The organism is Prescottella soli (genome assembly GCF_040024445.1).
Lineage (GTDB): Bacteria > Actinomycetota > Actinomycetes > Mycobacteriales > Mycobacteriaceae > Prescottella > Prescottella soli.
Genome location: NZ_CP157276.1, coordinates 5,067,259 through 5,094,202, shown reverse-complemented (window position 1 = coordinate 5,094,202; position 26,944 = coordinate 5,067,259). Strand labels below are relative to the sequence as shown.

At 69.5% G+C, this 26,944-nt stretch carries 26 protein-coding genes; 11 read left to right on the top strand and 15 right to left on the bottom strand.

What is annotated here, in order from left to right; genetic code table 11:
- Positions 1–3 precede the first annotated feature (3 nt).
- Genes octT through ABI214_RS23650 form a run of 7 tightly spaced genes read right to left on the bottom strand, consistent with a single transcriptional unit; the run spans position 4 to position 6,270 of the window.
- Positions 4–774 carry a diglucosylglycerate octanoyltransferase gene (gene octT, locus ABI214_RS23680; protein ID WP_348604864.1) on the bottom strand — a complete coding sequence of 257 codons (771 nt, stop codon included), beginning with the start codon at positions 772–774 and terminating at the stop codon, positions 4–6.
- Complete coding sequence (locus ABI214_RS23675; RefSeq protein ID WP_348604863.1) at positions 761–1,426, bottom strand: histidine phosphatase family protein; 666 nt, start codon at positions 1,424–1,426, stop codon at positions 761–763. The genes octT and ABI214_RS23675 overlap by 14 nt, the downstream gene beginning before the upstream one ends.
- Positions 1,423–1,842, bottom strand: coding sequence for a ribosome silencing factor (gene rsfS / locus ABI214_RS23670; RefSeq protein WP_348604862.1), 420 nt, complete (start codon positions 1,840–1,842; stop codon positions 1,423–1,425). Before rsfS ends, ABI214_RS23675 begins: the two co-directional genes overlap by 4 nt.
- Positions 1,843–2,583, bottom strand: a complete 741-nt coding sequence (gene nadD / locus ABI214_RS23665; RefSeq protein ID WP_348604861.1) for a nicotinate-nucleotide adenylyltransferase — start codon at positions 2,581–2,583, stop codon at positions 1,843–1,845. It lies immediately after the preceding gene.
- A 36-nt stretch (positions 2,584–2,619) separates the two neighbouring features.
- Positions 2,620–4,071 carry a vWA domain-containing protein gene (locus ABI214_RS23660; protein ID WP_348604860.1) on the bottom strand — a complete coding sequence of 484 codons (1,452 nt, stop codon included), beginning with the start codon at positions 4,069–4,071 and terminating at the stop codon, positions 2,620–2,622.
- 13 nt (positions 4,072–4,084) lie between these two features.
- Positions 4,085–4,966, bottom strand: a complete 882-nt coding sequence (locus ABI214_RS23655; protein WP_348604859.1) for an AAA family ATPase — start codon at positions 4,964–4,966, stop codon at positions 4,085–4,087.
- 20 nt (positions 4,967–4,986) lie between these two features.
- Positions 4,987–6,270 (bottom strand): glutamate-5-semialdehyde dehydrogenase, encoded by a 1,284-nt coding sequence (locus ABI214_RS23650; protein ID WP_348604858.1) that lies wholly within the window; start codon positions 6,268–6,270, stop codon positions 4,987–4,989.
- Between the two features lie 66 nt (positions 6,271–6,336).
- Here ABI214_RS23650 and ABI214_RS23645 point away from each other — a divergent pair, with 66 nt between their 5' ends.
- On the top strand, positions 6,337–7,728 hold the full coding sequence (locus ABI214_RS23645; RefSeq protein WP_348604857.1) for an amino acid permease: 1,392 nt from the start codon (positions 6,337–6,339) through the stop codon (positions 7,726–7,728).
- A gap of 73 nt (positions 7,729–7,801) precedes the next feature.
- Positions 7,802–7,972 carry a hypothetical protein gene (locus tag ABI214_RS23640; RefSeq protein WP_348604856.1) on the top strand — a complete coding sequence of 57 codons (171 nt, stop codon included), beginning with the start codon at positions 7,802–7,804 and terminating at the stop codon, positions 7,970–7,972.
- A gap of 92 nt (positions 7,973–8,064) precedes the next feature.
- On the opposite strand, the gene ABI214_RS23635 is transcribed toward ABI214_RS23640, so the two are convergent.
- Positions 8,065–8,871 carry an SDR family oxidoreductase gene (locus ABI214_RS23635; RefSeq protein ID WP_348604855.1) on the bottom strand — a complete coding sequence of 269 codons (807 nt, stop codon included), beginning with the start codon at positions 8,869–8,871 and terminating at the stop codon, positions 8,065–8,067.
- 217 nt (positions 8,872–9,088) lie between these two features.
- Between ABI214_RS23635 and ABI214_RS23630 the strand changes: the two genes are divergently transcribed.
- The 8 genes from ABI214_RS23630 to ABI214_RS23595 all read left to right on the top strand — a co-directional run bounded on the left by ABI214_RS23630 (position 9,089) and on the right by ABI214_RS23595 (position 16,351).
- Positions 9,089–10,009 (top strand): helix-turn-helix domain-containing protein, encoded by a 921-nt coding sequence (locus ABI214_RS23630; RefSeq protein WP_348604854.1) that lies wholly within the window; start codon positions 9,089–9,091, stop codon positions 10,007–10,009.
- 54 nt (positions 10,010–10,063) lie between these two features.
- The gene (locus ABI214_RS23625; protein ID WP_348604853.1) at positions 10,064–10,936 is read left to right on the top strand and encodes a ribokinase; all 873 of its coding nucleotides are present in this window, start codon (positions 10,064–10,066) and stop codon (positions 10,934–10,936) included.
- Between the two features lie 48 nt (positions 10,937–10,984).
- Positions 10,985–11,443, top strand: a complete 459-nt coding sequence (locus ABI214_RS23620) for an acetyltransferase (protein ID WP_348604852.1) — start codon at positions 10,985–10,987, stop codon at positions 11,441–11,443.
- On the top strand, positions 11,440–11,814 hold the full coding sequence (locus ABI214_RS23615; protein WP_348604851.1) for a DUF4240 domain-containing protein: 375 nt from the start codon (positions 11,440–11,442) through the stop codon (positions 11,812–11,814). The genes ABI214_RS23620 and ABI214_RS23615 overlap by 4 nt, the downstream gene beginning before the upstream one ends.
- Positions 11,815–11,863: 49 nt before the next feature.
- Positions 11,864–13,960 (top strand): RecQ family ATP-dependent DNA helicase, encoded by a 2,097-nt coding sequence (locus ABI214_RS23610; protein WP_348604850.1) that lies wholly within the window; start codon positions 11,864–11,866, stop codon positions 13,958–13,960.
- Positions 13,961–14,093: 133 nt separating this feature from the next.
- Positions 14,094–14,621 (top strand): diaminobutyrate acetyltransferase, encoded by a 528-nt coding sequence (gene ectA / locus ABI214_RS23605; RefSeq protein WP_348611976.1) that lies wholly within the window; start codon positions 14,094–14,096, stop codon positions 14,619–14,621.
- Between the two features lie 13 nt (positions 14,622–14,634).
- Positions 14,635–15,894 carry a diaminobutyrate--2-oxoglutarate transaminase gene (gene ectB, locus ABI214_RS23600; RefSeq protein WP_348604849.1) on the top strand — a complete coding sequence of 420 codons (1,260 nt, stop codon included), beginning with the start codon at positions 14,635–14,637 and terminating at the stop codon, positions 15,892–15,894.
- Positions 15,895–15,934: 40 nt separating this feature from the next.
- A complete protein-coding gene (locus ABI214_RS23595; protein ID WP_348604848.1) occupies positions 15,935–16,351 on the top strand; it encodes an ectoine synthase in 417 nt (138 codons plus the stop codon).
- 19 nt (positions 16,352–16,370) lie between these two features.
- Here the strand turns inward: ABI214_RS23595 and ABI214_RS23590 are convergent, their stop codons facing one another.
- Both ABI214_RS23590 and ABI214_RS23585 read right to left on the bottom strand, forming a co-directional pair.
- Positions 16,371–18,278, bottom strand: coding sequence for a YhgE/Pip domain-containing protein (locus ABI214_RS23590; RefSeq protein WP_348611973.1), 1,908 nt, complete (start codon positions 18,276–18,278; stop codon positions 16,371–16,373).
- Positions 18,279–18,434: 156 nt separating this feature from the next.
- Positions 18,435–18,908, bottom strand: a complete 474-nt coding sequence (locus ABI214_RS23585) for a VOC family protein (protein ID WP_348604847.1) — start codon at positions 18,906–18,908, stop codon at positions 18,435–18,437.
- A gap of 70 nt (positions 18,909–18,978) precedes the next feature.
- Between ABI214_RS23585 and ABI214_RS23580 the strand changes: the two genes are divergently transcribed.
- Positions 18,979–19,797 carry an NAD-dependent protein deacetylase gene (locus ABI214_RS23580; RefSeq protein ID WP_348604846.1) on the top strand — a complete coding sequence of 273 codons (819 nt, stop codon included), beginning with the start codon at positions 18,979–18,981 and terminating at the stop codon, positions 19,795–19,797.
- Positions 19,798–19,801: 4 nt separating this feature from the next.
- Here ABI214_RS23580 and proB read toward each other — a convergent pair whose 3' ends face one another.
- The 5 genes from proB to ABI214_RS23555 all read right to left on the bottom strand — a co-directional run bounded on the left by proB (position 19,802) and on the right by ABI214_RS23555 (position 26,616).
- Positions 19,802–20,902: a glutamate 5-kinase gene (gene proB, locus ABI214_RS23575; protein ID WP_348604845.1), complete on the bottom strand. Its 1,101-nt coding sequence runs from the start codon at positions 20,900–20,902 to the stop codon at positions 19,802–19,804.
- The gene (obgE, locus tag ABI214_RS23570) at positions 20,899–22,359 is read right to left on the bottom strand and encodes a GTPase ObgE (RefSeq protein WP_348604844.1); all 1,461 of its coding nucleotides are present in this window, start codon (positions 22,357–22,359) and stop codon (positions 20,899–20,901) included. The genes proB and obgE overlap by 4 nt, the downstream gene beginning before the upstream one ends.
- Before the next feature lie 203 nt (positions 22,360–22,562).
- Positions 22,563–22,826 (bottom strand): 50S ribosomal protein L27, encoded by a 264-nt coding sequence (rpmA, locus tag ABI214_RS23565; protein WP_013416501.1) that lies wholly within the window; start codon positions 22,824–22,826, stop codon positions 22,563–22,565.
- Between the two features lie 34 nt (positions 22,827–22,860).
- A complete protein-coding gene (gene rplU / locus ABI214_RS23560) occupies positions 22,861–23,172 on the bottom strand; it encodes a 50S ribosomal protein L21 (RefSeq protein WP_005512259.1) in 312 nt (103 codons plus the stop codon).
- A 264-nt stretch (positions 23,173–23,436) separates the two neighbouring features.
- Positions 23,437–26,616 carry a translation initiation factor IF-2 N-terminal domain-containing protein gene (locus tag ABI214_RS23555; RefSeq protein WP_348604843.1) on the bottom strand — a complete coding sequence of 1,060 codons (3,180 nt, stop codon included), beginning with the start codon at positions 26,614–26,616 and terminating at the stop codon, positions 23,437–23,439.
- Positions 26,617–26,944 lie beyond the last annotated feature (328 nt).

Genomic DNA, 26,944 nt, shown 5'->3' with positions numbered 1-26,944 from the left:
CCCCTACCCTATTTCGCTCTCGGCGGGGTCTGCAGTGCGACGGACGTTCTTGATCGCGTCGATCATGGCCGCCGCGACTTCCTCGTGCGCGTCCCAGCCCCAGTGGATACCGTCCGGATTCGCGCGATCGGAGAAGACGTTCTCGCGGACCGCGGCCGCGAGATCGACCATCGGAACGCGCTTCTCGGCCGACCATGCCTCGAGCGCACGGACCGCGGGGGCGCGCCCGGTGTGGACCCGTCCGTACGCGTCACAGCGGTGCACCGAGGGATATGTCCCGATCACCGGCAGGTCCGGCCGGATCGCGGCGAGCGCGTCTCGGCAGCTCTCGAGGTACTCGACCGACAGTTTCGGCGGCAGCGCCACCGGACGGCCGAGCTTCGACAGCCGCGGCTGCAACCACTGGTAGCCCGAGCGCACCACGCGGCGCAGCGCGGGCGGCCGGATGTAGCGCAGTTGCTCGCGCAGCGCCGTCGGCAGCGGGGACGGCAGCGAATCCATGCCGCCGACCGCGAACACCACGGCTCCGGCCTGCGGCACCGCCGCCCAGACCCGCGGGTCCTGCGTGATCGCCCACCACGCGTCCCGGCTGGTCCAGCCGATCCGCGCGACGAGTTCGACGCGCCACCCCAGTTCCTTCGCCACGAGGGTCGGCCAAATACGCGGATGGTCGGCCGGCAGGCCGCCCTTGGGCCCGTAGTACGCCAGCGAATCCGCGACCACCAGCAGGACGGGCTGCGCCGTCTCGACGGCTTCGCCGTCAGAGGACGTCACTGGCCACGCTCGCCGACGCGTTCCACACATCCAATCGCCATACCGCTTCTGTTCCCTCCCCATGTCCGCTGAGCTGCACCCAGCTGGTGTTCCCGAGTCCTCCGAGCACCGACCACCGATCCACCGGCAGGTCGAGCAGTCGCGCCGTGAGCGCGGCGATGAGACCGCCGTGCGCGACGAGCACCAGCGGATCCGATCCCCAGTTCTCGTGCCGCGCGAGCAGTTCCTGCACCACCGGCAGGCTGCGCTCGGCCACGTCGATGCGGCTCTCCCCGGCCGGCGGCGCCCACTCGGCGTCGGTGCGCCAGCGCGCCCGGGCTCCGGGCGAGATGGCGTCGACGTCGCTGTGGGTGAGCCCCTGCCAGTCCCCGAGGTGCGTCTCGCGCAGCCGGCTGTCGGTCTCCACCGACAGCCCGACGTGGTCGCCGAGCGCGAGCGCGGTGTCGTGCGCGCGGCGCAGATCGGACGACACGATCGCGAACGGACGCTTGTCGGCGAGCGCCTGCGCGACGGTCTTGGCCTGGGTACGCCCCAGATCGGACAGGTCGGTGTCGAGCTGACCCTGCATCCGGTCCGACGCGTTGTACTCGGTCTGGCCGTGCCGCAGCAGGAGCAGACGCCGGACCGCGGGCAGGCCCGCGGCCGCCGTCACAGCTCCGGCTCCCCCGCCTCGTCGACCGGGTCCGAGTCGATCGGCAGCTGCCGGGGCTCGATGCCCTCCACCGGGATCTCCGGGCAGTCCTTCCACAGCCGGTCGAGCGCGTAGAAGTTGCGCTCGTCGGTGTGCTGGATGTGCACCACGATGTCGACGAAGTCGATCAGGGCCCAGCGGCCCTCGCGGGCGCCCTCGCGGCGCACCGGTTTGTGCCCGGCCTCACGCAGCTTGTCCTCGACGTTGTCGACGATCGCGTTGACCTGACGTTCGTTGGGGGCAGACGCGATGACGAAGCAGTCCGTGATCACGAGCTGCTCCGAGACGTCGAGCACCACCACGTCCGTGGCCAACTTCTCGTCGGCCGCCAGTGCCGCGATTCGTGCCATCTCGATGGCGTCGTTCGATGCGCTCACTCAGTGTTCTCCCGGTTCTGCTTGTACTGAAGATTGTGAAGGGTCGGTCGGCGCCTGTCGCGCCGGGACCGGCTCGGACATCGTCACCGCACCGTCGAGCCGCTCCGCCCCACGCGGCCGGTACAGGTTGCGCTTGCTGATGTACTGCACCACGCCGTCCGGCACGAGGTACCAGACCGGCCGGTGCTCGGCAGCCCGCAGACGGCACTCGGTCGACGAGATCGCCAGGGCCGGGATCTCGATCAACGTCACCGCATCCAGCGGAAGCCGGTCGAGGTGGGACGAGAGGTGCTCGGTGTGCAGCTCGTACCCGGGGCGGGAGACGCCGACGAACTTCGCGAGCGCGAACAGCTCCTCCCAGTCCTGCCACGACAGGATGCTCTCGAGCGCGTCGGCGCCCGTGATGAAGTACAGCTCCGCGTCGGGATGCTGGGCCCGCAGGTCGCGCAGCGTGTCCACCGTATAGGTGACCTTGCTGCGGTCGATGTCGACGCGGCTCACCGAGAACCGCGGGTTCGACGCCGTCGCGATCACCGTCATCAGGTAGCGGTCCTCGGCGGGGCTCACCTCACGGTCGTCCTTCTGCCACGGCTGGCCCGTGGGAACGAAGATCACCTCGTCGAGGTCGAACCGATCCGCGACCTCACTGGCCGCCACGAGGTGTCCGTGGTGGATCGGGTCGAAGGTGCCACCCATCACGCCGAGGCGGCGCCGCGGGGTGATCGCTGTCGGCTGCTGCACGATAGTCCAGCTTACGGGCTGCCCCGGGGCGCCGATTCACACAGGCAGCAAACCGGCGACGACCGCGGCGAGCTGCTGGGCGGATCGGCACTCGTGCATGTCGATGACCTCGTTGTAGACCAGCGCCGCCGAGTCCCCGGTCCCCCACTGTCCACGAGGCTCGGGGTTGAGCCAGTGCGCGTGCTTGGCCACCGATACGAGATGTTCGAGCGCCGGCAGCCCCGGGTCGCGGTAGTTGTTGCGCCCGTCGCCCAGAACGAGCAGCGAGCTACGGCTGGTGATGCTGTGCGCGTACCGTTCGGCGAACACGCCCAGCGCGTGCCCGTAGTCCGAGTGCCCGTCGTAGGTGATGAGCTCGGCCTCCCGGATCATCCGCGACATCGCCACCCCGAGGTCCGACCCGGTGTCGAAGAAGCGGGTCACCTCGTCGGTGGTGTCGATGAACGCGAACACCCGCACCCGCGAGAACTGTTCGCGCAGGGCATGCACCAGCAGCAGCGTGAAGTGCGAGAACCCGGCCACCGAGCCGGAGACGTCGCACAGCAGGACCAGCTCGGGACGCGCCGGACGCGGCTTGCGCTGGACCAGATCGATCGGCACCCCACCCGTGGACATGGACTTGCGCAGGGTGCGACGCAGGTCGATCGCGCCCGCACGGGCCCGGCTGCGGCGCACCGCCAACCGGCTCGCGAGCAGCCGCGCCAGCGGTGTCACGCTGCGCCGCAGGGCCACGAGTTCGGAGTCGGACGCCCGCAGGAAGTCGACCTCCTCGGCGAGCCTCGGCACGCCGTAGTTCGCGACGCGTTCCTTGCCGATCTGCTCCGCCGACCGACGCCGTGTCTCGGACTCGACCATCTTGCGGAAGTCCATGATCCGCTGGACCGCGGCGCGCTTGGCGACCTCGGACGCGTAGTCGCCGCCCGGCTTGTCGTCGCGCGACTGGTTGCCGAGCAGCCCGGAGAGGATCTTCTCGAGCAGCTTGTCCGGTGCCACGTTGCGCAGCGCCTGATACACCGAGAACGACGGCCCGTTGGCCGAGTCGTACCGGCCGATCTCCTCGACCATCTGCGCGACGATCGCCTCCAGCTGCTCGATGGCCTCCGGCGAGTCGTCGGAGAGCAGTTCGGCCAGCAGCTCCTGCAGCGCAGCGAAGTCGATCTCGCCGTCGGGCGTGCGCGGCAGCGCGCGGTCCTCGCTGTCGGCATCACCGCCACGGATCCCTACGCCCGCCGGGAACCACAGGTCGAACAGCGCGTCGAACGTCGGTCGGTGGGTGGGGCGTCGCAGCAACGCGCACGCCAGCCCCTCGCGCAGCGCCTCCCGGTCGAGCAGGTCGAGCACGGACATCACCCGACCGGCATCGACCGTCTCGGACGGGCCGACCGAGATGCCGCGACGCCGCAGCGCCTCTACGAAGTCGACGAGATGCCCGGGCAGCCCGTGCGGCGCGGGCGGACCACCACGAGATTGCGCAGGCGAGGTGACCATCGGCTCGGTCCTCTCAGTTGAGGCGCAGCTCGGCGGCGGCGCGCTGCTGATCGGCCCGATGCTTGAGCACCACACCCATCGTGGCGCGGACCGCGTCGTCGTCGAGCGTGTCGAGTCCCAGGGCGAGGAGCGTGCGCCCCCAGTCGATCGTCTCCGACACCGACGGCACCTTCTTGAGCTGCATCGCGCGCAGCACGTTCACGGTCCGGACGAGCTGCTCGGCGATCGCCTCGGGCAGTTCCGGGACCCGGCTCGCCAGGATTCGACGCTCGAGCTCCGCGTCCGGGAAATCCAGGTGCAGGAACAGGCAGCGCCGTTTGAGCGCCTCCGACAGCTCACGCGTCGCGTTCGAGGTGAGCACCGCGAACGGCTTGCGGGTGGCGGTGATGGTGCCCAGCTCGGGAATCGTGACCGCGAAATCGCTGAGCACCTCGAGCAGCAGGCCCTCGATCTCGACGTCGGCCTTGTCGACCTCGTCGACCAGCAGCACCGTCGGATCCTCGCGGCGGATCGCGGTCAGCAGCGGACGCGACAGCAGGAACTCCTCCGAGAACACGTCCTGCTTGGTCGCGTCCCAGTTGTGGTCACTGCCGGCTTGGATGCGCAGGATCTGCTTGGCATGGTTCCACTCGTACAGTGCACGGGACTCGTCGACGCCCTCGTAGCACTGCAGCCGCACGAGCTCGGCGTCCGAGGTCTGCGCGACGGCCCGCGCCAGCTCGGTCTTGCCGACGCCGGCGGGCCCCTCGATGAGCAGCGGTTTACCGAGCCGGTCGGCGAGGAACACCGCGGTCGCGGTCGCCTTGTCGGCGAGGTATCCGGTCTCGGCGAGACGGTCGACGACGTCGTCGACGCTCGCGAACAACGGCGGTGCAGTCGGCAGGGCCCGGTCCACACTCGCTCCTTTCGGGCCGTCTAGGCCGGTCGGGTATGGCCGTCTCCCCAGACAGTCCACTTGGTCGAGGTGAGCTCGCCCAGGCCCATCGGGCCGCGGGCGTGCAGCTTCTGCGTGGAGATCCCGATCTCCGCACCGAACCCGAACTGCTCACCGTCGGTGAACGCAGTCGAGGCGTTGACCATAACCGCGGCCGCGTCGACCCGCGCGGTGAACTCGCGCGCAGCGGACAGATCGGACGTCACGATCGCCTCGGTGTGGCCGGTCCCGTAGCGGTCGATGTGGTCGACGGCCGCGTCGATTCCATCGACCACCTTGAGTGCGATGTCGAGGGTGAGGTACTCCTCCGACCAGTCGTCCTCGGTGGCCGGGACCAGGCCCGGGAGGTCACCGTGGACGGTGACGCTGTGCATCTGTAGCGCCGCCAGCAGCTTCGGGACCGCGGTCTCGGCAATCGCGGCGTCGACCAGGAGCGTCTCGGCGGTGTTGCACACGCTGGGGCGGCGGGTCTTGGCGTTGATGACGATCTTCTCGGCCATCTCGAGGTCCGCGGCCGCGTGCACGTAGACGTGGCAGTTGCCGACGCCCGTCTCGATGGTCGGCACCGTCGCGTCCCGGACCACCGCGTTGATGAGGCCGGCGCCACCGCGCGGGATGACGACGTCGACCAGGCCGCGGGCCTGGATCAGGTGGGTGACGCTGGAGCGGTCCGCACTGGGCAGCAACTGGACGGCGTCCTCGGGCAGCTCCTGCTCGGCCAGAGATGCGCGGAGCACCTTCACCAGCGCGGCGTTGGAGTGAGCGGCGGACGACGATCCGCGCAGCAGGGCCGCGTTGCCGGACTTGAGCGCGAGGCCGAAGGCGTCGACCGTGACGTTCGGGCGCGCCTCGTACACCATGCCGACGACGCCGAGCGGGACCCGGACCTGACGGATCTCGAGGCCGTTGGGCAGCGTCGAACCGCGGACGATCTCGCCGACCGGGTCGGCCAGACCGGCCACCTGACGCAGACCCGAGGCGATGCCCTCGACCCGCGCGGCGGTCAACCGGAGGCGGTCGAGCAGGGACTCGTCGGTGCCGGCGGCGCGCGCGGCCTCGATGTCCTCGGCGTTCGCCGCGAGGATCGCGTCGGTGGCGGCGAGCACCGCGTCGGCCGCGGCGTGCAGCGCGGCGTCCTTCTGCGCTGTGGTCAGCAGTGCCAGGACACGCGACGCGACGCGCGCGCGACGGGCCGCGTCATGCACCTCCTGGCGGGTGTCCCCGGAGTCGCTGGCGGCCGGTGTGGAGTGCGTCGCGGCAGTCATGTCTACAGATTAGCGACCGGTCCGGGCGCATAATCGTTCTGCCCACGCGCCGTCGGCCCTAAGGAAATGTCAGTGGCACAACACGAGACGATCAACCAAGCACCCTCCGAGGGCTACAGTCGCGGACTGAATGCCCGTACCGTGCAGATGATCGCGCTCGGCGGCGCAATCGGCACCGGCCTGTTCTACGGCTCCGGCGGAGCCATCGAGGACGCGGGACCGTCGCTGATCTTGGCCTATCTGGCGGCCGGCCTGGTGATCTTCGTCATCATGCGCGCCCTCGGTGAGCTCCTGACGTACCGGCCGATCTCCGGCAGTTTCGCCGAGTACGCCGAGGAGTTCCTGGGGCGGTTCTTCGGCTTCGCCACCGGCTGGGCGTACTGGGCGGTGTGGGCTGCGACGTGCATGGCGGAGATCACGGTGGCCGGGAAATACGTCGAGTACTGGTGGCCGAGCGTGCCGACGTGGCTGACCGCGCTCGTCGTGCTGCTGGTTCTCTTCACCGCGAACCTCATCTCCGTCAAGTTGTTCGGTGAGGCCGAGTTCTGGTTCTCCACTGTCAAGATCACCGCGATCCTGGGGATGATCCTGATCGGCATCGGCGTCCTCACTCTCGGCTTCGGCCACGCCACGAATCCGACCGTGACGAACCTGTGGGCCGACGGCGGCGTGTTCCCCAACGGATTCGGCAGCGCCCTGATGAGCCTGCAGGTGGTGATGTTCGCGTACGTGGGCGTCGAACTGGTCGGCGTCACCGCCGGCGAGGCCAAGGATCCCAAGCAGACGCTCCGCAAGGCGATCAACACCCTGCCGTTCCGCATCGGACTGTTCTACATCGGCTCGCTGGTCGTGATCCTCTCGGTCGCGAGCTGGCAGGACTTCCACGCCGGCAAGAGCCCCTTCGTCGAGGTGCTCGAACAGATCGGCATTCCTGCGGCCGCCGGCATCATGAACTTCGTCCTGCTCACCGCGGCCCTGTCGTCGTGCAACTCCGGCATCTATTCGACGGGCCGGATGCTGCGCAGCCTGTCGCAGCGCCGCCAGGCCCCGGAGGTGCTGGGCAGGCTGAGCAACCGTCACGTGCCGTACGCCGGCATCACCATGTCGGCCGCGGTGATGGTGATCGGCGTGATCGTCAACGTGCTGTCCCCCGACCGCGCGTTCGTCTACATCACCTCGGTGTCGACGATCGGCATCATCTTCGTGTGGGGCGTGATCCTGCTCTGCCACCTGCGCTACCGACGTTTCGTGAACCGCGGCGCGCTGCCGGCGTCCGACTATCGACTGCCCGGCGCGCCGTACACGAATTGGATCGCGCTGGGCTTCCTGGCGTTCGTCGTCGTACTGCTCTTCTTCACCGACGCGGGCCGGATCGCCCTCGCGGTGGGCGCGGTATTCGGCGCGCTGGTTTGCCTCGGCTACTACGCGCTACTCGGGCGCGTGTCGTCGCGGTACTGACGGAGCCGATCCGCCACACGACGTCCACGGACCCCTCACCCGGCGAGCTGCGGATTCGCCGCTTTCATCTGACGTGGACCGTCAGTCACCCCGCCGCGGCGGTGCCGATGTCGATGGCCGCGTGCACGGCATCGACGAGGACCGGTTGAACGTCAACGGCGGTGCGATCGCGCTCAGCCACCCGGTGGGATCGTCCGGTGTCCGACTGATCGGCGCGGTGATCGACGAAATCGAACGGATGTGACGTCGGGCGAGGCGAACTCCCCGGCAATCCCCCGGAATCCCGAGACTGATCGGCATCCCGTAGATGGTCTACGGGATGCCGAGCAGCAGCATTCACATGTCGATCTGCCACACCTTCGGCCAGTCCTTGCCGCGGAACGCGGCGTCCGTGCCTCCGTCGACGAAGACGACCGAGCCGACGAAGTAGGTCGACTCCGGCCCGAGCAGGTACGCCACGAGCGAGGCGACCTCTTCCGGCCGGCCACCGCGGCCCGCGGGGATGGTGCCCAGGAACTGCTCCATCGCCTCACCGGTCAGCGGATCCTTCCGCCCTTCCTGCGTCATCGGGGTATCGATGAGGCCGGGGGCGATGGCGTTGAGCCGGATTCCCTCCTTGATGTACTCGGCCGACCTCGTCCGCGCGTAGTACGCCAACGCCGCCTTCGTCGCCGGATACGCCTGGAGCGCGGCGAAGTCACCGAAACCGTCGGCCACCGCGTTCGCGGCCTCCTCGTCACCGGCCAGGCATGCCTCCGCGAGGTCCACGGGCCAATTCGGCTGGCTGGTGGTCGAATTCGAGCTGATCAGGATCACGGACGGGCTCTCGCCCTTGGCGAGCAGCGGCCGCAGGCCCTCGAGAAGCTCGATCGCGCCGAAGTAGTTGACCGCGATCAGCAGCCGCGCCGGGCGGCCGGCGGCGGCAGCCAGCCCGGCGAACGGCACGAAGCCGTCGATCTTTCCTCCCGCCAGCTCGGTCACCTGTTCGATGGCCGCGGCACGTCCCTCTGCGGTGCTCAGGTCCACGGTCACGTCGGTGTCGTGCAGGTCGACGCCGATGACGCGGTGGCCGTCGGCCTCCAGTCGCGCCTTGGTTGCCGCGCCGAGCCCGGAGGCTGCGCCGGTGAGGACGTAGGTAGCCATGTTGTTCGTTCCTTCGAGAAGTCGCCGGACCGGGCCGTTGTTGCGGTGGAACCCGATCCGGGTGTCGGTTCGTTGTTGCGGTTCGGAGGCGGATTCGCACGTCGGTGTGCCACGGCCTCCATGTGGGCCCCACACACCGCCTCCAGTGACGCAGACCTCAACCAGCCGGCTAGTGTGACAAATATTAGTCACGCTATGACTAGTATTAGGTGGCGGAATGTTAGAGGTGTCGATGGCCGAGGACAAGCCCCCTCACGATTCCGATCGGGCCGGGTCACCGCCGACGGATCGAGTGATCGCGATCGTCGAGCTGATGGCGGGCAGGTCGGATCCGATCTCGATCAAGGAGATCGCCGCGATTCTCGAGCTGAGCAGGTCGACGACGACGCTGATCATGACGTCGCTGGAACGAGCGGGATGGGTGGCCAGACGGGCGGATCGGCGGTACGTGCTCGGCTCGGGTCTCATCGGCGTGACCGACGCGATCCGCCACGCATTCCCGGCGCTCGCCGACGAGCGCGTACTCGACGAACTGGCCGAGCGCGCGGGATGCGGTGTCGCACTGGCTCTCATCGGCGCCACCGAGGCGACGTTCGTCGGAATCGCCCGCCTCGCCAGTGACGTCCCCACCGCGGTACGCGTGGGGACCCGGCTGCCCCTGCGCGCGCCGATGGGGACCGCCGTGCTCGCGCACCGGTCCACCGCGCAGCAACGGGCATGGCTCGCCACCGCGCCGGCGGAGACGAGAGCATCGCTCGAAGCCGCGCTCGCCCAGGCACGCGAAACCGGCGTGGTGGTCTACGAGCTGGGGCACACCGATCCGCTCGTGCTCAGCTTGATCGGCGAGGTCGTGGGCCTGCTTTCCGAACGTCCACGGCGGGACGCCCTGGGGACGAGGGCCCTCGAACTCCTCGGTGAGCTCGGTGGGCCGCCGTACGAGTCGAGTGCGCTCGACTCCGACGAGCCGCTGTCGGTCAGCTATCTGAGCGCTCCCGTGTTCGATCGCGGCAACCGCGCCGTCTACGACCTCCAGCTCGGACCGCTGCAACCACGCGTCGGCAAGGCCGAGCGGGACCGCCTCATCGCGGAGGTCAAGCAGGCCGCGGCGGAACTCGGCTACGCCGGCGGAGCACCGTGAGGTGACCTGTCCCGAAACCGGGTACCGATCACTCGGCACGCCTAGTCTCGGGGCATGTCCGCTCACCGAGTCGTCGTCGTCGGCAGCATCAACATGGATCTGGTGACATCCACCCCGCGCCTGCCCGCTCCCGGCGAGACGATCCTCGGGGCGTCGTTCACCACGACACCGGGCGGCAAGGGCGCCAACCAGGCGATCGCGGCCGCGAAGGCCGGCGCCGACGTGGTGTTCGTCGGCGCCGTCGGCGACGACACGTTCGCGTTGGACCTGCGGCAGGCGCTCGTCGACGCGGAGGTCGACGCCGAGCGGCTGCGTGAGGTGTCCGGACCCAGCGGCATCGCCGCGATCACGGTCGACGGGGACGGCCAGAACTCGATCATCGTGGTGCCGGGCGCCAACGCCCGTGTCACCGCCCTGACCGCCGACGAACTCGACGCCGTCACGAACACCGATGTCCTGCTGTGCCAGTTGGAGATTCCGCTCGGCACGGTGACGGCCGCCGCCCGTCACGCCGCGAAGTCGGGCACCACCGTGATGCTCAATCCGTCACCGGCCCAGTCTCTTCCACCGGAGCTACTGGAGTCTGTCGACGTCCTCATCGTCAACGAGACCGAGGAACGGCAGCTCGGCGAGGACGCCCTGGCGGCGGTACGGCACGTCGTGACGACACTGGGCGCCGCCGGCGCGCGCTACCGCGGACCGGACGGCGAACGACTGAGCGTCGACTCCCCCACCGTCGACGCGGTCGACACCACCGGCGCGGGTGACGCGTTCGCAGGAGCGCTGGCCTCCGCGTGGAGCCGTGGCCCCCACGCGGCGCTGACGTTCGCCTGCGCGGCCGGCGCGCTCACCGCGACACGGCCCGGCGCGAGTGCGGCCTCCCCGACGCGCAAAGAAATCGACGTTCTGCTGGCCGAGAGCGACTGACGAGGAATTCGGTTGGCCCTCGCGGTCACCACCCGTACGGTCCACGACATGAACGCATCGAAGGATCCGGTCCTGCGCCCGTGCCGCGGGGCCGAGGAGTGGCCGGCGCTGGTCCGCATCTGGCGCAGCGCGGTCGACGCCACCCACGACTTCCTCACCGCCGAGGACGTCGACTTCTACCGGTCACGGATGGTCAGCGACTATCTGCCCGCGGTCGACCTGGCCGTAGCGGAGGTCGACGGCACCCCGGCGGGCTTCTCGGGCCTCGTCGACAACTCCCTGGAGATGCTGTTCGTCGCCGACGCGCAGCGCGGTCAGGGCGTGGGATCGGCGCTCCTGCGGCGGGCGGTCGCCGACCACCCCGATCTGCACCTCGACGTCAACGAGCAGAATCCGCAGGCCGTCGGGTTCTACGAGCGCCACGGGTTCGTCGTCACGGGCCGCTCGGCCACCGACGCCGACGGGCGGCCGTTCCCGATCCTGCACATGGGACGCCCGACGACGTGACCCAGGGTGCGGACGTCGACTGGTTCTGGGACGTAATAGAGGAGTCCTCGCGGAGCCGCGACCGCCTTCGCGAAATTCTCGGACGACTCCCGAAGGACCACGTCTACACATTCCAAGATCTGTTCCTGGATTTCGCCGCCGAACTACAGGACGAGCCGTATCGATCCGTCCTCGGGCCCGACGAGTCCGAGGACGGGCTGGAAGACGCGGCGCACTGGGTCGTCAGCCAGGGGCGCGCGAAATACGAGGCGGTTCTCGCGGAGCCGAGCCTGATGCCCTCACACGTCGACGTCGGTGATCCGGCCAACCTCGGCGGGCTCGCCTACGAGGTCTACCACCACCGGTTCGGGGAGCCGCTGGACCTGGTCTAGGGCGTGGCCGACAGATCCGGTGTCGGTCCCCTCGGGCACGATGGACCCCATGACGACCGCGACCACAGCAGATCTCCGTGACGAGGCCGAACGGTTGCTCAGGGAACTCGCGGGGCCGGACGCCCGGCTGCGCGAGGACCAGTGGACGGCGATCGAGGCGCTGGTCGTCGGCCGACGTCGGGCGCTCGTCGTGCAGCGCACCGGCTGGGGCAAGTCCGCGGTGTACTTCATCGCGGCGAAGCTCCTGCGGGCGCACGGACACGGGCCCACCGTCATCGTGTCGCCCCTGTTGGCGCTGATGCGCAACCAGGTGGCCTCCGCCGAGCGGGCCGGCGTCCGCGCCGCGACCATCAACTCGGGAAACGTCACCGAGTGGGACGAGATCCACCAGCGCGTGGCCGCGCGCGATCTGGACGTGCTGCTGGTGAGCCCCGAGCGGCTCAACAACCCCGACTTCCGCGACCAGGTGCTGCCGTCCCTCGCCGCCGACGCCGGCCTCGTCGTGGTCGACGAGGCCCACTGTGTCTCCGACTGGGGGCACGACTTCCGCCCCGACTACCGCCGGATCCGCACCCTCGTCGAGGACCTCGGCGACGGCATCCCGGTGCTGGCGACCACCGCGACCGCGAACGACCGCGTCGTCTCCGACGTCGCCACCCAACTCGGTGTCGGCGGCGCCGAGACCCTCGTGCTGCGCGGCACCCTCGAGCGCGATTCGCTGAGCATGTCGGTGGTGCGGATCGCGGAGGCGACGCAGCGCGCGGCGTGGCTCGCCGAGCATCTCGACGAACTCCCGGGCTCGGGCATCATCTACACGCTCACCGTCTCGGCCGCGCGCGACCTCGCGAGCCTGCTCGCCGACCGCGGTCACCAGGTGGCCGCGTACACCGGCCAGACCGACGCCGCCGAACGCGAGGTCCTCGAGCACGATCTGCTGAACAACCGGGTCAAGGCGCTGGTCGCGACCTCCGCGCTCGGCATGGGTTTCGACAAGCCCGACCTCGGATTCGTCGTGCACCTGGGTGCACCGTCGTCGCCGATCTCGTACTACCAGCAGGTGGGCCGTGCCGGACGCTCCACCGACAGCGCCGAGGTGGTGCTCCTGCCCGGTCACGAGGACCGGCAGATCTGGAGCTACTTCGCGTCGGTCTCCTTCCCGCGCGAACACATCGTCCGCAAGGTCATCGACGTCCTCGACACCGAGCGTCCGCAGTCGACGATGGCGCTCGAACCACTCGTCGAGCTGAACCGCACACGCCTCGAACTCGTACTGAAGGTGCTGGACGTGGACGGCGCCGTCCGGCGTGTCCGCGGCGGCTGGGTCGCCACCGGGCAGCCGTGGACGTACGACGCCGACCGCTACGGCCGACTCGAGGTCGCGCGCGAGGCGGAACAGCAGGCGATGCTCGAATACGAGCGCACCGACGAGTGCCGAATGACGTTCCTGCGCCGCCAACTCGACGATCCCGGGCTCGACGGCGACAGCCGCTGCGGGCGCTGCGACAACTGCGCCGGCCCGAAGTACAGCGCCGACGTCGCCGCCGCGACGCTCGCCGACACCCGTCAGCGACTCGAGCGACCCGGCATCGACCTGCCACCGCGCAAGCAGTGGCCGACGGGCATGGCGAAGCTCGGAATCAGCCTGTCCGGCAAGATTACCGACGGCGCGGAGCCCGGCCGCGTGTTGGGCCGGCTGTCGGATCTGGGTTGGGGACAGCGCCTCAGGACACTACTCGACGGCCCCGACGCCGCCGTGCCGGACGCGATCGTCGACGCCTGCATCAAAGTGCTCGCGGCATGGGACTGGACCGAGCGACCCGGTTCGGTGATGTGCGTGGAATCGCCCACCCATCCGCTCCTGATGCGTTCGCTGACCGGTCGACTCGCACAGGTGGGCCGACTGTCCGACCTGGGTGTGCTCCACGAGCGGCCCGGCCATCCCCCGGTCTCGGCCGCGAACTCCGCCTACCGCGTCGCGGGCCTGGCGGATGCGTGGGAGGCCCCGGATCTGTCCGGGCTCGATCGTCCGGTGCTGCTGCTCGACGCGGTCACCGACACCGGCTGGACGCTGACGATGGCGGCCCGGACCTTGCGGCGGGCAGGGGCATCCTCTGTCCTTCCCTTCGCTCTCGCCACACCCAAGTGATACACGATGTGACCAGGCTCACATTCACCGTCTCACCTGCGCAGCTACGGGGTCTCGTCTGCCCGATTTTCACCGATCCGTGAAATCGGGCGATGCGGTTGTTACGTTCGAGTCACGAAGAACGGCAACAACAATGACGCCAACACAATCGAGAGCTACCCCGACCACCGTGCCGGACGCGGTGGAGTTACGTAAGCCCCAGGTCTCAGACGGAGTCCGGCTCTGGGAGATCGCGAAGGATTCACAGGTACTCGACCTCAATTCGAGCTACTCATATCTGCTGTGGTGCAGAGATTTTCAGGACACCTCCATCGTCGCCACCGTCGACGGCCAGGTCGTCGGATTCGTGACCGGATACGTCCGCCCCGATGCCCCGAACACGCTTTTCGTGTGGCAGGTCGCGGTCGACACCGAGCAGCGAGGCCAGGGACTGGCCGGGCGGATGCTGAACGCCCTCCTCGACCGACTTGCGCTACAGGGCGTTTGGAATCTCGAAACCACGATCAGCCCGGACAACACCGCGTCCATCGCCCTGTTCACATCGGTGGCGGGACGGCGGGGATCCACCATTACGAGGCGAACTCTTTTCGCTCCGAACGACTTTCCCGACGGGCATGCGGCCGAGGACCTCTACACGATCTCGCCGCTGCACGCTTCCTGAGGAAGGACCACTGATGACCACTGTCGAGACCAGCATTTTCGAGTCCCTCGAATCCGGGGTCCGCAGCTACTGCCGGAACTGGCCCACTGTCTTCGAGTCGGCGTCGGGCGCCTGGATGCGGGACGAGTCCGGCCGCGAGTACCTGGACTTCTTCGCCGGCGCCGGCGCCCTCAACTACGGGCACAACAACCCGGTGATGAAGAGCGCGCTCATCGAGTACCTCGCCGGCGACGGCATCACCCACGGCCTGGACATGTCGACCGTCGCCAAACGTGAGTTCCTGCAGAGCTTCCAGCGCACCATTCTCGAGCCACGCGGGCTCGACTACAAGGTGCAGTTTCCCGGACCGACGGGCACCAACGCCGTCGAGGCCGCCCTCAAACTGGCGCGCAAGGTGACGGGACGGGAATCGATCATCAACTTCACCAACGCTTTTCACGGCATGACACTGGGTGCGCTGTCGGTCACCGGCAACTCGCTCAAGCGCGCCGGCGCCGGTGTGCCACTGGTGCACGCCACCCCCATGCCGTTCGACAACTACTTCGGGGGCGCCACCGACGATTTCCAGTGGTTCGAGCGCGTGCTCGACGACTCCGGCAGCGGCCTGAACCGGCCCGCCGCCGTGATCGTGGAGACCGTGCAGGGCGAGGGCGGGGTCAACGTGGCGCGGCCGGAGTGGCTGCGTGCCCTGTCCGAACTCTGCACCCGTCACGACATCCTGCTGATCGTCGACGACGTCCAGATGGGCTGCGGCCGTACCGGTCCGTTCTTCTCGTTCGAGGTGGCCGGCATCACCCCCGACATCGTGACCCTGTCGAAGTCGATCGGCGGCTACGGGCTGCCGATGGCGCTGACGCTGTTCAAGCCGGAACTCGACCTGTGGGCGCCGGGCGAGCACAACGGCACCTTCCGCGGCAACAACCCGGCCTTCGTGACCGCGACCGCGGCCCTCGACCACTACTGGTCCGACGACGCCCTGCACCGATCCACCCTCGCGAAGGGCGAGCGGATCAACCAGATCTTCGCCAACCTGGCCGACACGTTCGAGGGTGTCAGCACCCGCGGCCGGGGCATGGTGCAGGGACTGGTGTTCGACGATCCCGGCGCGGCGGTGAAGGTGTGCGGGCTCGCGTTCGACGAGGGCCTGCTCGCCGAGACGGCGGGCCCCTCCGACGAAGTCGTCAAGCTGCTTCCGCCGCTGACCATCACCGACGCCGAACTCGATCACGGCCTGAGCATCCTGGCCGAGGCGACCGCCAAGGTCTTCGCCTGACGCTCGGCCGTCCGCACACCCACGATCAGAGGAGACACACATGATCGTTCGCACCACCGACGACATCACCGACACCGACCGCGACATCACCAGCGAGGACGGCAACTGGCGCAGCAAGCGCATCGTCCTCGCCGGCGACGGCGTCGGGTTCTCGTTCCACGAGACCACGATCCGCGCCGGATCGGTCAACGAGTTCCACTACGCGAACCACATCGAGGCGGTATGGCTCGTCGAGGGCGACGGCATCCTCACCGATCTCGACAGCGGCGAGGTGCACCAGTTGCGGCCGGGCACCATGTACCTGCTGAACGGGCACGAGCGGCACCGCGTGGAGCCGGTCACCGAGATGCGCATGCTGTGCGTGTTCAATCCCCCGGTGACCGGCCGCGAGGTTCACGACGAGAACGGCGTGTACCCGCTGATCGCTGTCGACGACGCCGAGCGCGCCGCCTCCTAGGTTCCGGCAGAGGCGGGGATCATCCGATCCGCTGCATCTCGACGGTCGGATCGTCCATCGGGGGAACGTCCTCCACGACCGGCTCCTGCCGGCGCCGCCACCAGATGGTGAACGCGACGGCGACGACGATCAACGCGACGAGCGCCGCGACCGCCGTCCAGAACCGCGTCCCGTAGTAGCCGACGAGGACCATCCGCAGCGCGTTGCGGGCCCATGTCAGCGGCATCAGGGCATGCAGCCATTGCAGCGGCGCCGGCATCTGCTCGATCGGGTACACCGCGCCGAACGCGAAGATCTGGATCATCAACGCACCCAACGCCAGGAAGGTGCCGTTGACCGGGCCGAAGACGACGGTGAACAGGCGGCCGAGGGCCACCGCGGCGGCGCCGACGAGGATCATGACCGCAGTCATCGCCAGGGCGCTCGGCGGATCGGCATCCGCGACGACGAGCGACACCGCCGACGCCACCAGCGCCGCGACCAGCGTCACGACCGCGGGAAGGCGGTAGCGGCGCAGGCCGTCGCGGACGACACCGCCGTGCACGCGCTGGGGTCGACCACGACGCGGGCGGACGACGAACCAGATGAGGATGCCGATCAGGAACAACAGCACCGACATGACGGCGGGGACCGCACCCGGACCGAAGCCGGCCGCCGGGTAGGCGTACTTCGCGTCGACCGCGACGGGCGCCGAGAGCAGACCCGCGGTGGTGCTGCGCTGATCGTCGGTGAACTGGGGAACCTGAGCGGCGCCCTCGGTCAGGCCGGTCGCGAGTTCGGTGCTGCCGGAGTCGAGCTGCCCCATGCCGCTGGAGAGTTCGCCCAGGCCGTTGCGGAGCTGGATGCCGCCGGCGTCGAGCTGGCCGAGACCGGACGACAGCTCGTTCGCGCCCGCACTCAGCTGGTGCGCGCCCTGGGACAGCTGCCCCAGGCCGGTGTTCAGTTCGCCGGCGCCGGCGCTGGCGGCCAGCAGGCCGCCCCGGTAGTCGCTGGTCGGGTCGGTGAGCTGCCGGGCGAGTTCGCGCGCGCCGTCCCGCAGCTGAACGAGCTGGGCCGCGATGTCGCCCTGCTCACCGATGATGCTCAGCACCGGGCCGGTCACCATGTCGACGACCTCGCTGATCTGCCGGGCACCGTCTCCGAGTTGGTCGGTGCCGCCGACGAGCTGCTTCAGGCCGGCGCTCAGCTCGCCGGAGCCCGCGGCGGCCTGGTCTGCACCGGTGGCCAGCTCGCCGGCACCCGCCGCGAGTTCCTTGCCGCCGCGGTTGGCGTCGCCGAGCCCGGTCGAGAGCTCCTGGCTGCCGGCGTAGAGCTGGTCGGTGCCGGTGCGGGCCTCCTTCGTGCCGTTCGAAAGCTGCTGGGCGCCGGTGGCGGCCTCGCCCATGCCCTTCCCGAGGTCGCCGAGGCCGATGAGCACCTGATCGACGGACTGCTCGCCGATGGACTCCGAGACCGCCGAACGCACCTGTGCGACGACGCTCTCGCCGACCGGTGTCGCGACGAGGCTGTTGTAGTCGTTGTAGACGACGTCGAGCTGTGCCTTGCGGCCCGCGCCGCTCGCGGCGCTGGCGACGTCGGCGCTGAACGTCTCCGGGATCACGACCGAGAAGTAGTAGGTCCCGTCGTCGACGCCCTGCCGGGCCTGGTCGGCCGTGACCACCTTCCAGTCCACGTCGCCGCTGTCGACGAGCGCCGCGACGACGTCGTCACCGGCCACGATCCGCGAGCCGTCGACGTCGGCCCCGGCGTCGGAGTTCACGATCGCCACGGGCAGCCGATTGACGGTGTCACCCGGGTTCCACAACGCCCACATATAGAAGGCGGCGATCGCGAGTGGCGCGATGACCAACACGGCGAGGATCGTGCGGACGATATGGGCACGGCGCGTCGATGCGCCGGACCCACCGGAATCGGTTGTGGGCACCATGTTGAGCTCTCTCGTCGGGGACCGGAGCGCGGTCGGCGTACGGAACGCCGCCACCAGAGCTGGACGTAGGTCCAACTTGGTCACGATAGAGAGTGCCCGCCATCACCGTGGGCGTTTTGCCACAAACTCGGCCGGAGGTGATCCCGGTGCGCGTTGTCAGGAAACGGGATCGGGGAAGAACAGCTCACGCGCGCGCCGCGCCACCTCCGCGGACGGGACGTCCTCGATCTTGGTGCAGACGGCCCACCGGTGCCCGAACGGATCGAGGAACACCCCGTGCCGGTCCCCCGAGAAGGTGTCCGCGACCGGCGTCACCAGCGTCGCGCCGGCGTCGACCGCTCGGGCGACGAACGCGTCCGCGTCCTCGACGTAGACGACGAGCGAGGAGTGCACCCAGCCGGGTTCGGGTGCCTTGAGCCCGAAGTCGGGCATCTCGTTCGACAGTTGCAGCATCGAGTCCCCGATCCGGATCTCGGCGTGCATGACGGTGCCGTCGGGCGCGTCCATGCGGTCGACGACGACGGCACCGAGACCGGCGACGTAGAAGTCGAGCGCCGCGGGGCCGTCCGGGACCGCCAAGTACGGCGTGAGGGTCCGGTATCCGTCGGGAATGGGGTTCACTGTGCTCATGGCGTCCATTGTCGGGCGCGGGGCGGCACCGCGGATTGAACGGATCGGACACGCGCCTACCCTGGATCAGGTGATCGACCCGATACTCGAACTGCTCGGCGGTCGGCGCGTGTGCGTGCTGACCGGAGCCGGAATCTCCACCGACTCGGGCATCCCCGACTATCGCGGCCCCGACTCACCGCCCCGCAACCCGATGACCTACCAGCAGTTCGTCGGCGACGTCTCGTTCCGCCGGCACTACTGGGCACGGAATCACCTCGGGTGGCGGTACATGGATGCGGCCCGCCCCAACGCCGGGCACCGCGCGCTGGCCCGGCTCGAACGCGCCGGTGTCGTACACGGCGTGATCACCCAGAACGTCGATCTGCTGCACACCAAGGCCGGCAGTCACCACGTCATCGACCTGCACGGCAGCTACGCGCAGGTGCGCTGCCTCGACTGCGGGCACCGCATCTCGCGGATGACGCTCGCCGAGCGCCTCGACGCCGCGAACCCGGGATTCGCGGACACCGTCGCGGCCGCCACCGGCGTCGAGATCGCGCCGGACGCCGACGCCGTCGTCGAGAGCACCGACCACTTCCGGATGGTCGACTGCGACCGGTGCGGGGGCATGCTCAAGCCCGACATCGTCTACTTCGGCGAGAGCGTCCCGAAGCCACGGGTGGCGGCGGCGTTCGAGATGGTCGCCGGCGCCGACGCACTGCTGGTGGTGGGCTCCTCGCTGACCGTGATGTCCGGCCTGCGGTTCGTCCGCCGCGCCGCCCGGGACGGGATGCCGATCGTCATCGTCAACCGCGGCACCACCCGCGGCGACGAGTTCGCGGCGGTCAAGGCCGAGCTGGGCAGTTCCGAGTTCCTGCAGCAACTCGCCACCGCCCTGCCCGCCTGAGCAACTACAGCGGAACCAGGTCGTCCGCGTGGACGACGGGGCGCTGCATGTCCACCGGCAGCTCCGTCGTCGAGTGGCCGAGCATGTCCTCGATCTCGGTCGAGTCGTACGCGACCACGCCGCGGGCCACGGGACGCTCGTCCGGCCCGACGAGGGAGATCACGTCACCGCCGTAGAAGCGGCCCGCGACCGCGGTGATTCCGGCCGGCAACAGCGACCGCCGGCGCTCCACCACGGCCCGCACCGCGCCCGCGTCGAGGTGCAGCGTGCCCTGCGCGTCCGCGGCGTGCCGCACCCAGAACTTGCGCGCCGACATCCGGTGCGGCCGTGCGGCGAAGACGGTGCCGGCATCGGCCGTCGTGAGCGCCGTCGCCGCGTCCGACGCGGCGGCCAGCAACACCGGCACACCGGAGTCGGCCGCCAGCCGCGCCGCCGACAGCTTGGACGCCATTCCGCCGGTGCCGAGTGCTCCCCCTGACCCGGCGACCACACCGTCCAGGTCCTCGGGGCTGTTCACCTCGGGAATCAGTGTGGCCCCGCCCTTTCGGGGATCACCGTCGTAGAGCCCGTCGACGTCGGACAGCAGCACCAGCGCGTCCGCACCCACCAGGTGCGAGACGAGCGCGGCGAGGCGGTCGTTGTCGCCGAAGCGCAGCTCCGTCGTCGCGACGGTGTCGTTCTCGTTGACGATCGCGACCGCGTGCAGCGCCCGCAGCCGGTCCAGGGTGCGCTGCGCGTTGCGGTGCTGGGTGCGGCGGGCGATGTCGTCTGCGGTGAGCAACACCTGCCCGACGGTGCGCCCGTACCGCGCGAACGACGTTCCCCACGCATGCGCCAACGCCAGCTGGCCGACGCTCGCTGCCGCCTGCTTGGTCGCGAGATCCCTTGGGCGATGGGTCAATCCGAGCGGAGCGAGCCCCGCACCGACGGCGCCCGACGACACCACGACGACGTCCGACCCGGCCCGCATCCGCGCCTCGAGTGCGTCCGCGAGCAGGTTCAAGCGGCTGACGTCGAGTCCGCCGATCAGGCTCGTCAGTGCGGAGGATCCGATCTTGACGACGATGCTGCGCGCGGACGCGATGGCCGCTCTGGTCTCGCTCACTTGTTCTCGGGATCCTCGCTCTCGAGTCCCCGGCGGATCCGGCGAGCATGCTTACGTTCAGCCGCGCCGATGCGCTCGTCCTGGTCGAGACGGGCATCGGTGCCACGACCGGTGCGGACGATGTCGACACCCGCCGCGGTCTGCGGCTCCCACTCGAATCCGACGTCGCCGATGGTCACGAACGCACCGGGCTCGGCGCCCTGCTTGACCAACGCGTCCTCGACGCCGAGGCGCGCCAAGCGGTCCGCGAGGTAGCCGACGGCCTCGTCGTTGTCGAACGCCGTCTGCCGGACCCAGCGCTCGGGCTGGACGCCGCGCACGATGAAGCCACCCGGATTGTCGGGATCGGCGATGACGTCGAACCCGGTCTCCTTGGCCGCGATCGGACGGATCACCTGACGCTTCGGCTCCGCCGGCGGATGCGCCTCACGGTAGTCTGCCACCATCTTGGCGAGCGCGAAGGTCAAGGGCCGCAGGCCGTCCCGGCTCACCGCGGAGATCGTGAACACCGGCCAGCCACGCGCCTCGAAGTCCGGCGTCACCATCTCGGCGAGCTCGGCCGCCTCGGGGACGTCGGCCTTGTTGAGGATCACGATGCGCGGGCGGTCCGCGAGGTCGCCGAGCCCGGAGTCGCCCTTGAGCGCGGGCTGGTAGGCCGCCAACTCCGCCTCGAGGGCGTCGACGTCGGAGATCGGGTCCCGTCCCGGCTCGAGGGTGGCGCAGTCCACGACGTGCGCGAGCACAGCGCAGCGCTCGAGGTGGCGCAGGAAGTCCAGGCCGAGGCCGCGGCCCTCGCTGGCGCCCGGGATGAGGCCCGGCACGTCGGCGACGGTGAACGTCGTGTCACCGCTCGACACCACGCCCAGGTTGGGCTGCAAGGTCGTGAAGGGGTAATCGCCGATCTTCGGCTTCGCGGCCGACAGCACCGACACGAGCGACGACTTGCCTGCGGAGGGGAAGCCGACCAGTCCGACGTCGGCGACGGACTTGAGTTCGAGGATCAGGTCGCCCGCCTCGCCCTCCTCGCCGAGCAGCGCGAAGCCGGGGGCCTTGCGTGCCTTGGATGCCAGGGAGGCGTTCCCCAGCCCGCCGCGGCCGCCGCGGGCCGCCACGAACCGGGTGCCGATCCCGATGAGGTCCGCCAGGACCTCGCCCTGCTTGTCGACGACGACGGTGCCGTCGGGCACCTTCAGGACCAGGTCGGAGCCGTTGGCACCTTCCCGGTTGCCGCCCATTCCCTGAGTGCCGCTGGTCGCCTTGGCCCGCGGGTGGAAGTGGAAGTCGAGGAGGGTGTGGACGTTGCCGTCCACCTCGAGCACGACATCCCCACCGCGCCCGCCGTTGCCGCCGTCAGGGCCGCCGAGCGGCTTGAACTTCTCGCGGTGGACAGAGGCGCAACCATTGCCGCCCTTACCGGCGCTGACGTGCAGCACCACGCGGTCAATGAATCGGGACATGACTGCCGGATCCTTCCTCAGTCAATACTTCTGGGCTACTTCTGGATTCACAGTGTGACGCAGAAGACGCACTGTGGCTGAAACAACAGTAGGGGCGGGCAGGGTTGTGAGACCCTGGCCCGCCCCTACTGGGAGATCGGAACGGAATCGAACTCGTCAGTGCATCGAGACGATGCGAGCCCGAACCGTAGGTGGCAGCAGACCTAGGCCTCTGCCGCGACCGGAACGATGTTCACGGTCTTGCGCCCGCGCTTGGTGCCGAACTCGACGGCGCCCGCAGCGAGAGCGAACAGGGTGTCGTCACCGCCACGACCGACGTTGACGCCGGGGTGGAAGTGGGTGCCGCGCTGACGCACGAGGATCTCGCCGGCGCTGACGGACTGGCCGCCGAAGCGCTTCACGCCGAGTCGCTGTGCGTTTGAATCGCGACCGTTACGGGAGCTGGATGCACCCTTCTTATGTGCCATGTCGAATCCCTCCAGGAATCGGTGAAAGTTCGAGTTACTTGATGCCGGTGACCTTGAGGACCGTCAGCTTCTGACGGTGACCCTGGCGCTTGTGGTAACCGGTCTTGTTCTTGAACTTGTGGATCCGGATCTTCGGGCCCTTGGTGTGCTCGACGACCTCACCGGTCACGGAGATCTTCGCCAGCTTGTCGGCGTCGGTGGTCAGCTCGGACCCATCGACCACGAGGACCGGGGCAAGCGAGACAGCGGTGCCGGGCTCACCCTCGATCTTCTCGACCTTGACGAGGTCACCAACAGCGACCTTGTACTGCTTTCCGCCGGTCTTGACGATCGCGTACGTTGCCATCGGACGGCTACCCCTTGCTACTTCGAACGTGCTCGCGCCGCTGCCGTGAGGCTTTCAGTGCTGCGCGACTGGTCTGGTGTGGCGGCTACCCCTTACGCGCCCGTAAGGCCCGAATAGGGCGCAGCAGAGCGGTATCGCCGGGTAGCGACCGGTCAAGATTACGGGAAGCGGGCCGCCAGGGTCAAACTGGCGCATCCACCCGATCCCGGTGTGGTGCTTCGCCGCCCCGCAACGCGCGCGGGGCGGCGAGTCACCACGAATCCGTCAGGCCTCGGCGTCCACCGGCGGGCCGGCGGGACGTGCTGCGGCACGGCGGCGACGCGGCCGACGCGAAACCTGCGCCTCGCCGTCCCCGGCTGCGTCCGACGCAGCGGGGGCCGCGGAAACAGCCTCAGGTTCGGCAACGGGCTCCGGTGAGGGCTCCGGTGAGGGCTCCGGTGTCGGCTCCGACGTCGGGACCACGAAGACCGTGCCCGCCTCGGTTGCCTCACCTGCCGGTGCTGCCGCCGCCCTCGACACTCGCCGGCTCCGCCGCCTGGCCCGCGGCGCCGCAGGAGCCTCGGGCTCCGGTTCGGCCTTCTCGGGCTCGGCGTTCGCAGGCTCGACCGTTGCCGCCTCGGCCTTTTCGGGCTCCGCCGGCGGTGCCTCGACTTCGTGCTTCTCGACCTGTCCGGTGTCCGCCTCGGACTCGTCCGGGTGGTCTTCGTCGTGGTGCGAGGCCATCGCGAGCGCCACCGGGTGCGCCCGCTTGACGGTCGCGTCGGCGGCCGCCTCCTCCTGCGACGGGTGGGCGTGCTGCCCGTTGGCCGCCGGTTCCTGCGCTGCCGCCGCCGCACGGTCGCGGCCGCGCTTCTTGCGTCCGCCCGACTCCTTCGGCTGACCGCGGCCCTCGTCGCCGGACTTCACCTCGACGGGCTCGTTGTGGACGATGATGCCCCGGCCGTGGCAATGCTCACACGTGGTGGAGAACGCCTCGACCAGACCGGTGCCGAGCTTCTTGCGCGTCATCTGGACCAGGCCCAGCGACGTGACCTCGGACACCTGATGGCGGGTGCGGTCCCGACCGAGCGACTCAGTGAGACGCCGCAGCACCAGGTCACGGTTGGACTCGAGGACCATGTCGATGAAGTCGACCACGATCATGCCGCCGATGTCGCGCAGGCGCATCTGCCGCACGATCTCCTCGGCCGCCTCGAGGTTGTTCCGAGTGACGGTCTCCTCGAGATTGCCACCCGAGCCCGTGAACTTGCCGGTGTTGACGTCGATGACGGTCATCGCCTCGGTGCGATCGATCACCAGCGTGCCGCCTGACGGCAGCCACACCTTGCGATCGAGCGCCTTCGCCAACTGCTCGTCGATGCGGTGCGTCTCGAATACGTCCAAAGCGCCCGGCTCGGAATCGTGCCGCTCGACGCGCGGCAGCAGGTCCGGGGCCACGGTCTTGATGTACGACTCGACCGTGCTCCACGCCTTCTCGCCCTCGATGACGAGCTTCGAGAAGTCCTCGTTGAACAGGTCCCGGACGACCTTGACCAGCAGGTCGGGCTCCTCGTACAGCGCCTGAGGCGAACCGGACTTGCCGTCCTTCGCCTTCGCCGCCTGCTCCTCGATAGTCGCCCACTGAGACTGCAGTCGGGTGACGTCCCGCGAGAGTTCCTCCTCGCTGACGCCCTCGGACGCCGTGCGGATGATCACACCGGCGTCGGCCGGCACGATCTCGCGGAGGATCTCCTTGAGGCGCTTGCGCTCGGTGTCGGGCAGCTTGCGGCTGATGCCGGTGGACGTGCCGCCGGGCACGTACACCAGGAAGCGCCCGGCGAGGCTGATCTGCGTGGTCAGGCGGGCACCCTTGTGGCCCACCGGATCCTTGCTGACCTGGACCAGCACCTGGTCGCCCGGGCGGAGCGCCTGCTCGATCTTGCGTTCCCGGCCGCCGAGACCGGCCGCCTCCCAGTTGACCTCACCGGCGTACAGCACGCCGTTGCGGCCGCGTCCGATGTCGATGAACGCCGCCTCCATGCTGGGAAGCACGTTCTGCACGCGGCCGAGGTAGACGTTGCCGACCATCGACGCCGACGACGAACCCGTCACGAAGTGTTCGACCAGGACGCCGTCCTCGAGGACCGCCACCTGGGTCGACGCCGCCGGGTTCGACCCGCCGACCTTCTCGCGCACGACCATCACCCGGTCGACCGCCTCACGGCGGGCCAGGAATTCCGACTCGCTCAGGATGGGCGGGCGACGACGGCCGGCGTCGCGACCGTCGCGGCGACGCTGACGCTTCGCCTCGAGGCGGGTGGAGCCGCTGATGCCCTGCACCTCGTCCTTGGCGCGGGCCTTGTTCCGCGGCTCGCGCTCGTGCACGACGGTGTTCGGCGGATCGTCCTCCGCCGTGACGTCGCCCTCGGCGCCGCCCTTGCGGCGACGGCGACGACGGCGACGACGGCTGGTGCCGTCGCCGGCTTCCTCGTCCTCGCCTGCCTCGGCGCCCTCGCTCGTCTCGGCTGCCTCACCGGATTCGGCAGTCTCGTCCGCGGACGGCTGCGACTCGGTTGCGGCTTCACCCTCGCCGGCGACCTTCTCCTCGGTCTCCTCCGACTCGGCGCTCTCGGCGGCCTGCTCGCCGCGGCCACGACCACGGCCGCGACGGCCGCGACGGCGCCGACGCTGCTGATCGCCGCCTTCGGTCTCGGTGGACTCGGCGGTCTCGGTGGTCTCGGCCGACTCGGTCGCAGCCGCCGCCTCGTCCGTGCCGGAAGGAGCGGTGGTCGCCTCGTCGGTCGACTCGGCGTGCTCGTCGCTCACCTCGGGCGCGGCGGCCGCGCGCCGACTGCGACGACGACGCGGAGCGGTCTCCTCGACCACGGCCTCGGGCTGGAGGAACAGCGGGGCCTGCACGGTGGCGGCGGGTGCGGACTGCTCGGGCTCGTGCTCTGCACCCAGTTCGGTGTGGGTGAACAACCCGGCACCGGTCGCGCCGGGTTCCTCGGGGGCCGGCGTCGGCTCGGGTTCGGCGACGGCCTCAACCTTTTCCTCGGCCTTTGCGTCGGCCTTCACCTTGGGCGCGGCCTTCTTGCGGGCACGCTTGCGGGGCGCCGGCTTCTCCGGCTTCTCGGCTGCCTGCTCGGCGGGGGCCTGGTCGGCGACTGGTTCGGTCACCGGAGCCTCCGCCACCGGGGTCTCCGGTTCGGGGCTCGGCTCGACGGCACCGGACATCGTCGCGTGGATGCGTTCGGCGATGTCACGCTGCAGGCTGGACTGCGCGCTGCGCAGCTCGGTACCCAGCGCGGCGGCCTCGGCGAGGACCTGCTTGCTGGTGACGCCGAGCAGCTTCGCCAACGCGTGGACGCGAATCTTCTCGGGAAGTACCGGGGTGGTACTTGGTTCGACCGTCGCTTCCGCGATCGGTTCCTGCACACTTTCGGGCGGCGCTTGATCGGCCACGTATTCTCCTCGAGCCCCCGGGCGCGTCCATCCGTCTGGAGATCGGATGTGACCGCGGCCGCGCGGGGGCGATGGTTGTGTACTCGCACCGGGGTACGAGATTGTCTGGTCTCGCTCCACGTGCTCCGCAGTGTCCGTTATCACTGCGAAATCGCGCGGTGCCTGGCAGGATGGCGGCGGCCCACGGCGTGGTACGCCTGACCGTTCACGACGTGAGCGCCTGATCATCCAGCGTGCCGCACGTAGCAGGGATTACCTGCGCCGGTGAGGCAGCGATGACGGGCTTCGCACCGTGGTGTCATCCGATCGGATCCGCGTGGAGCAAAAT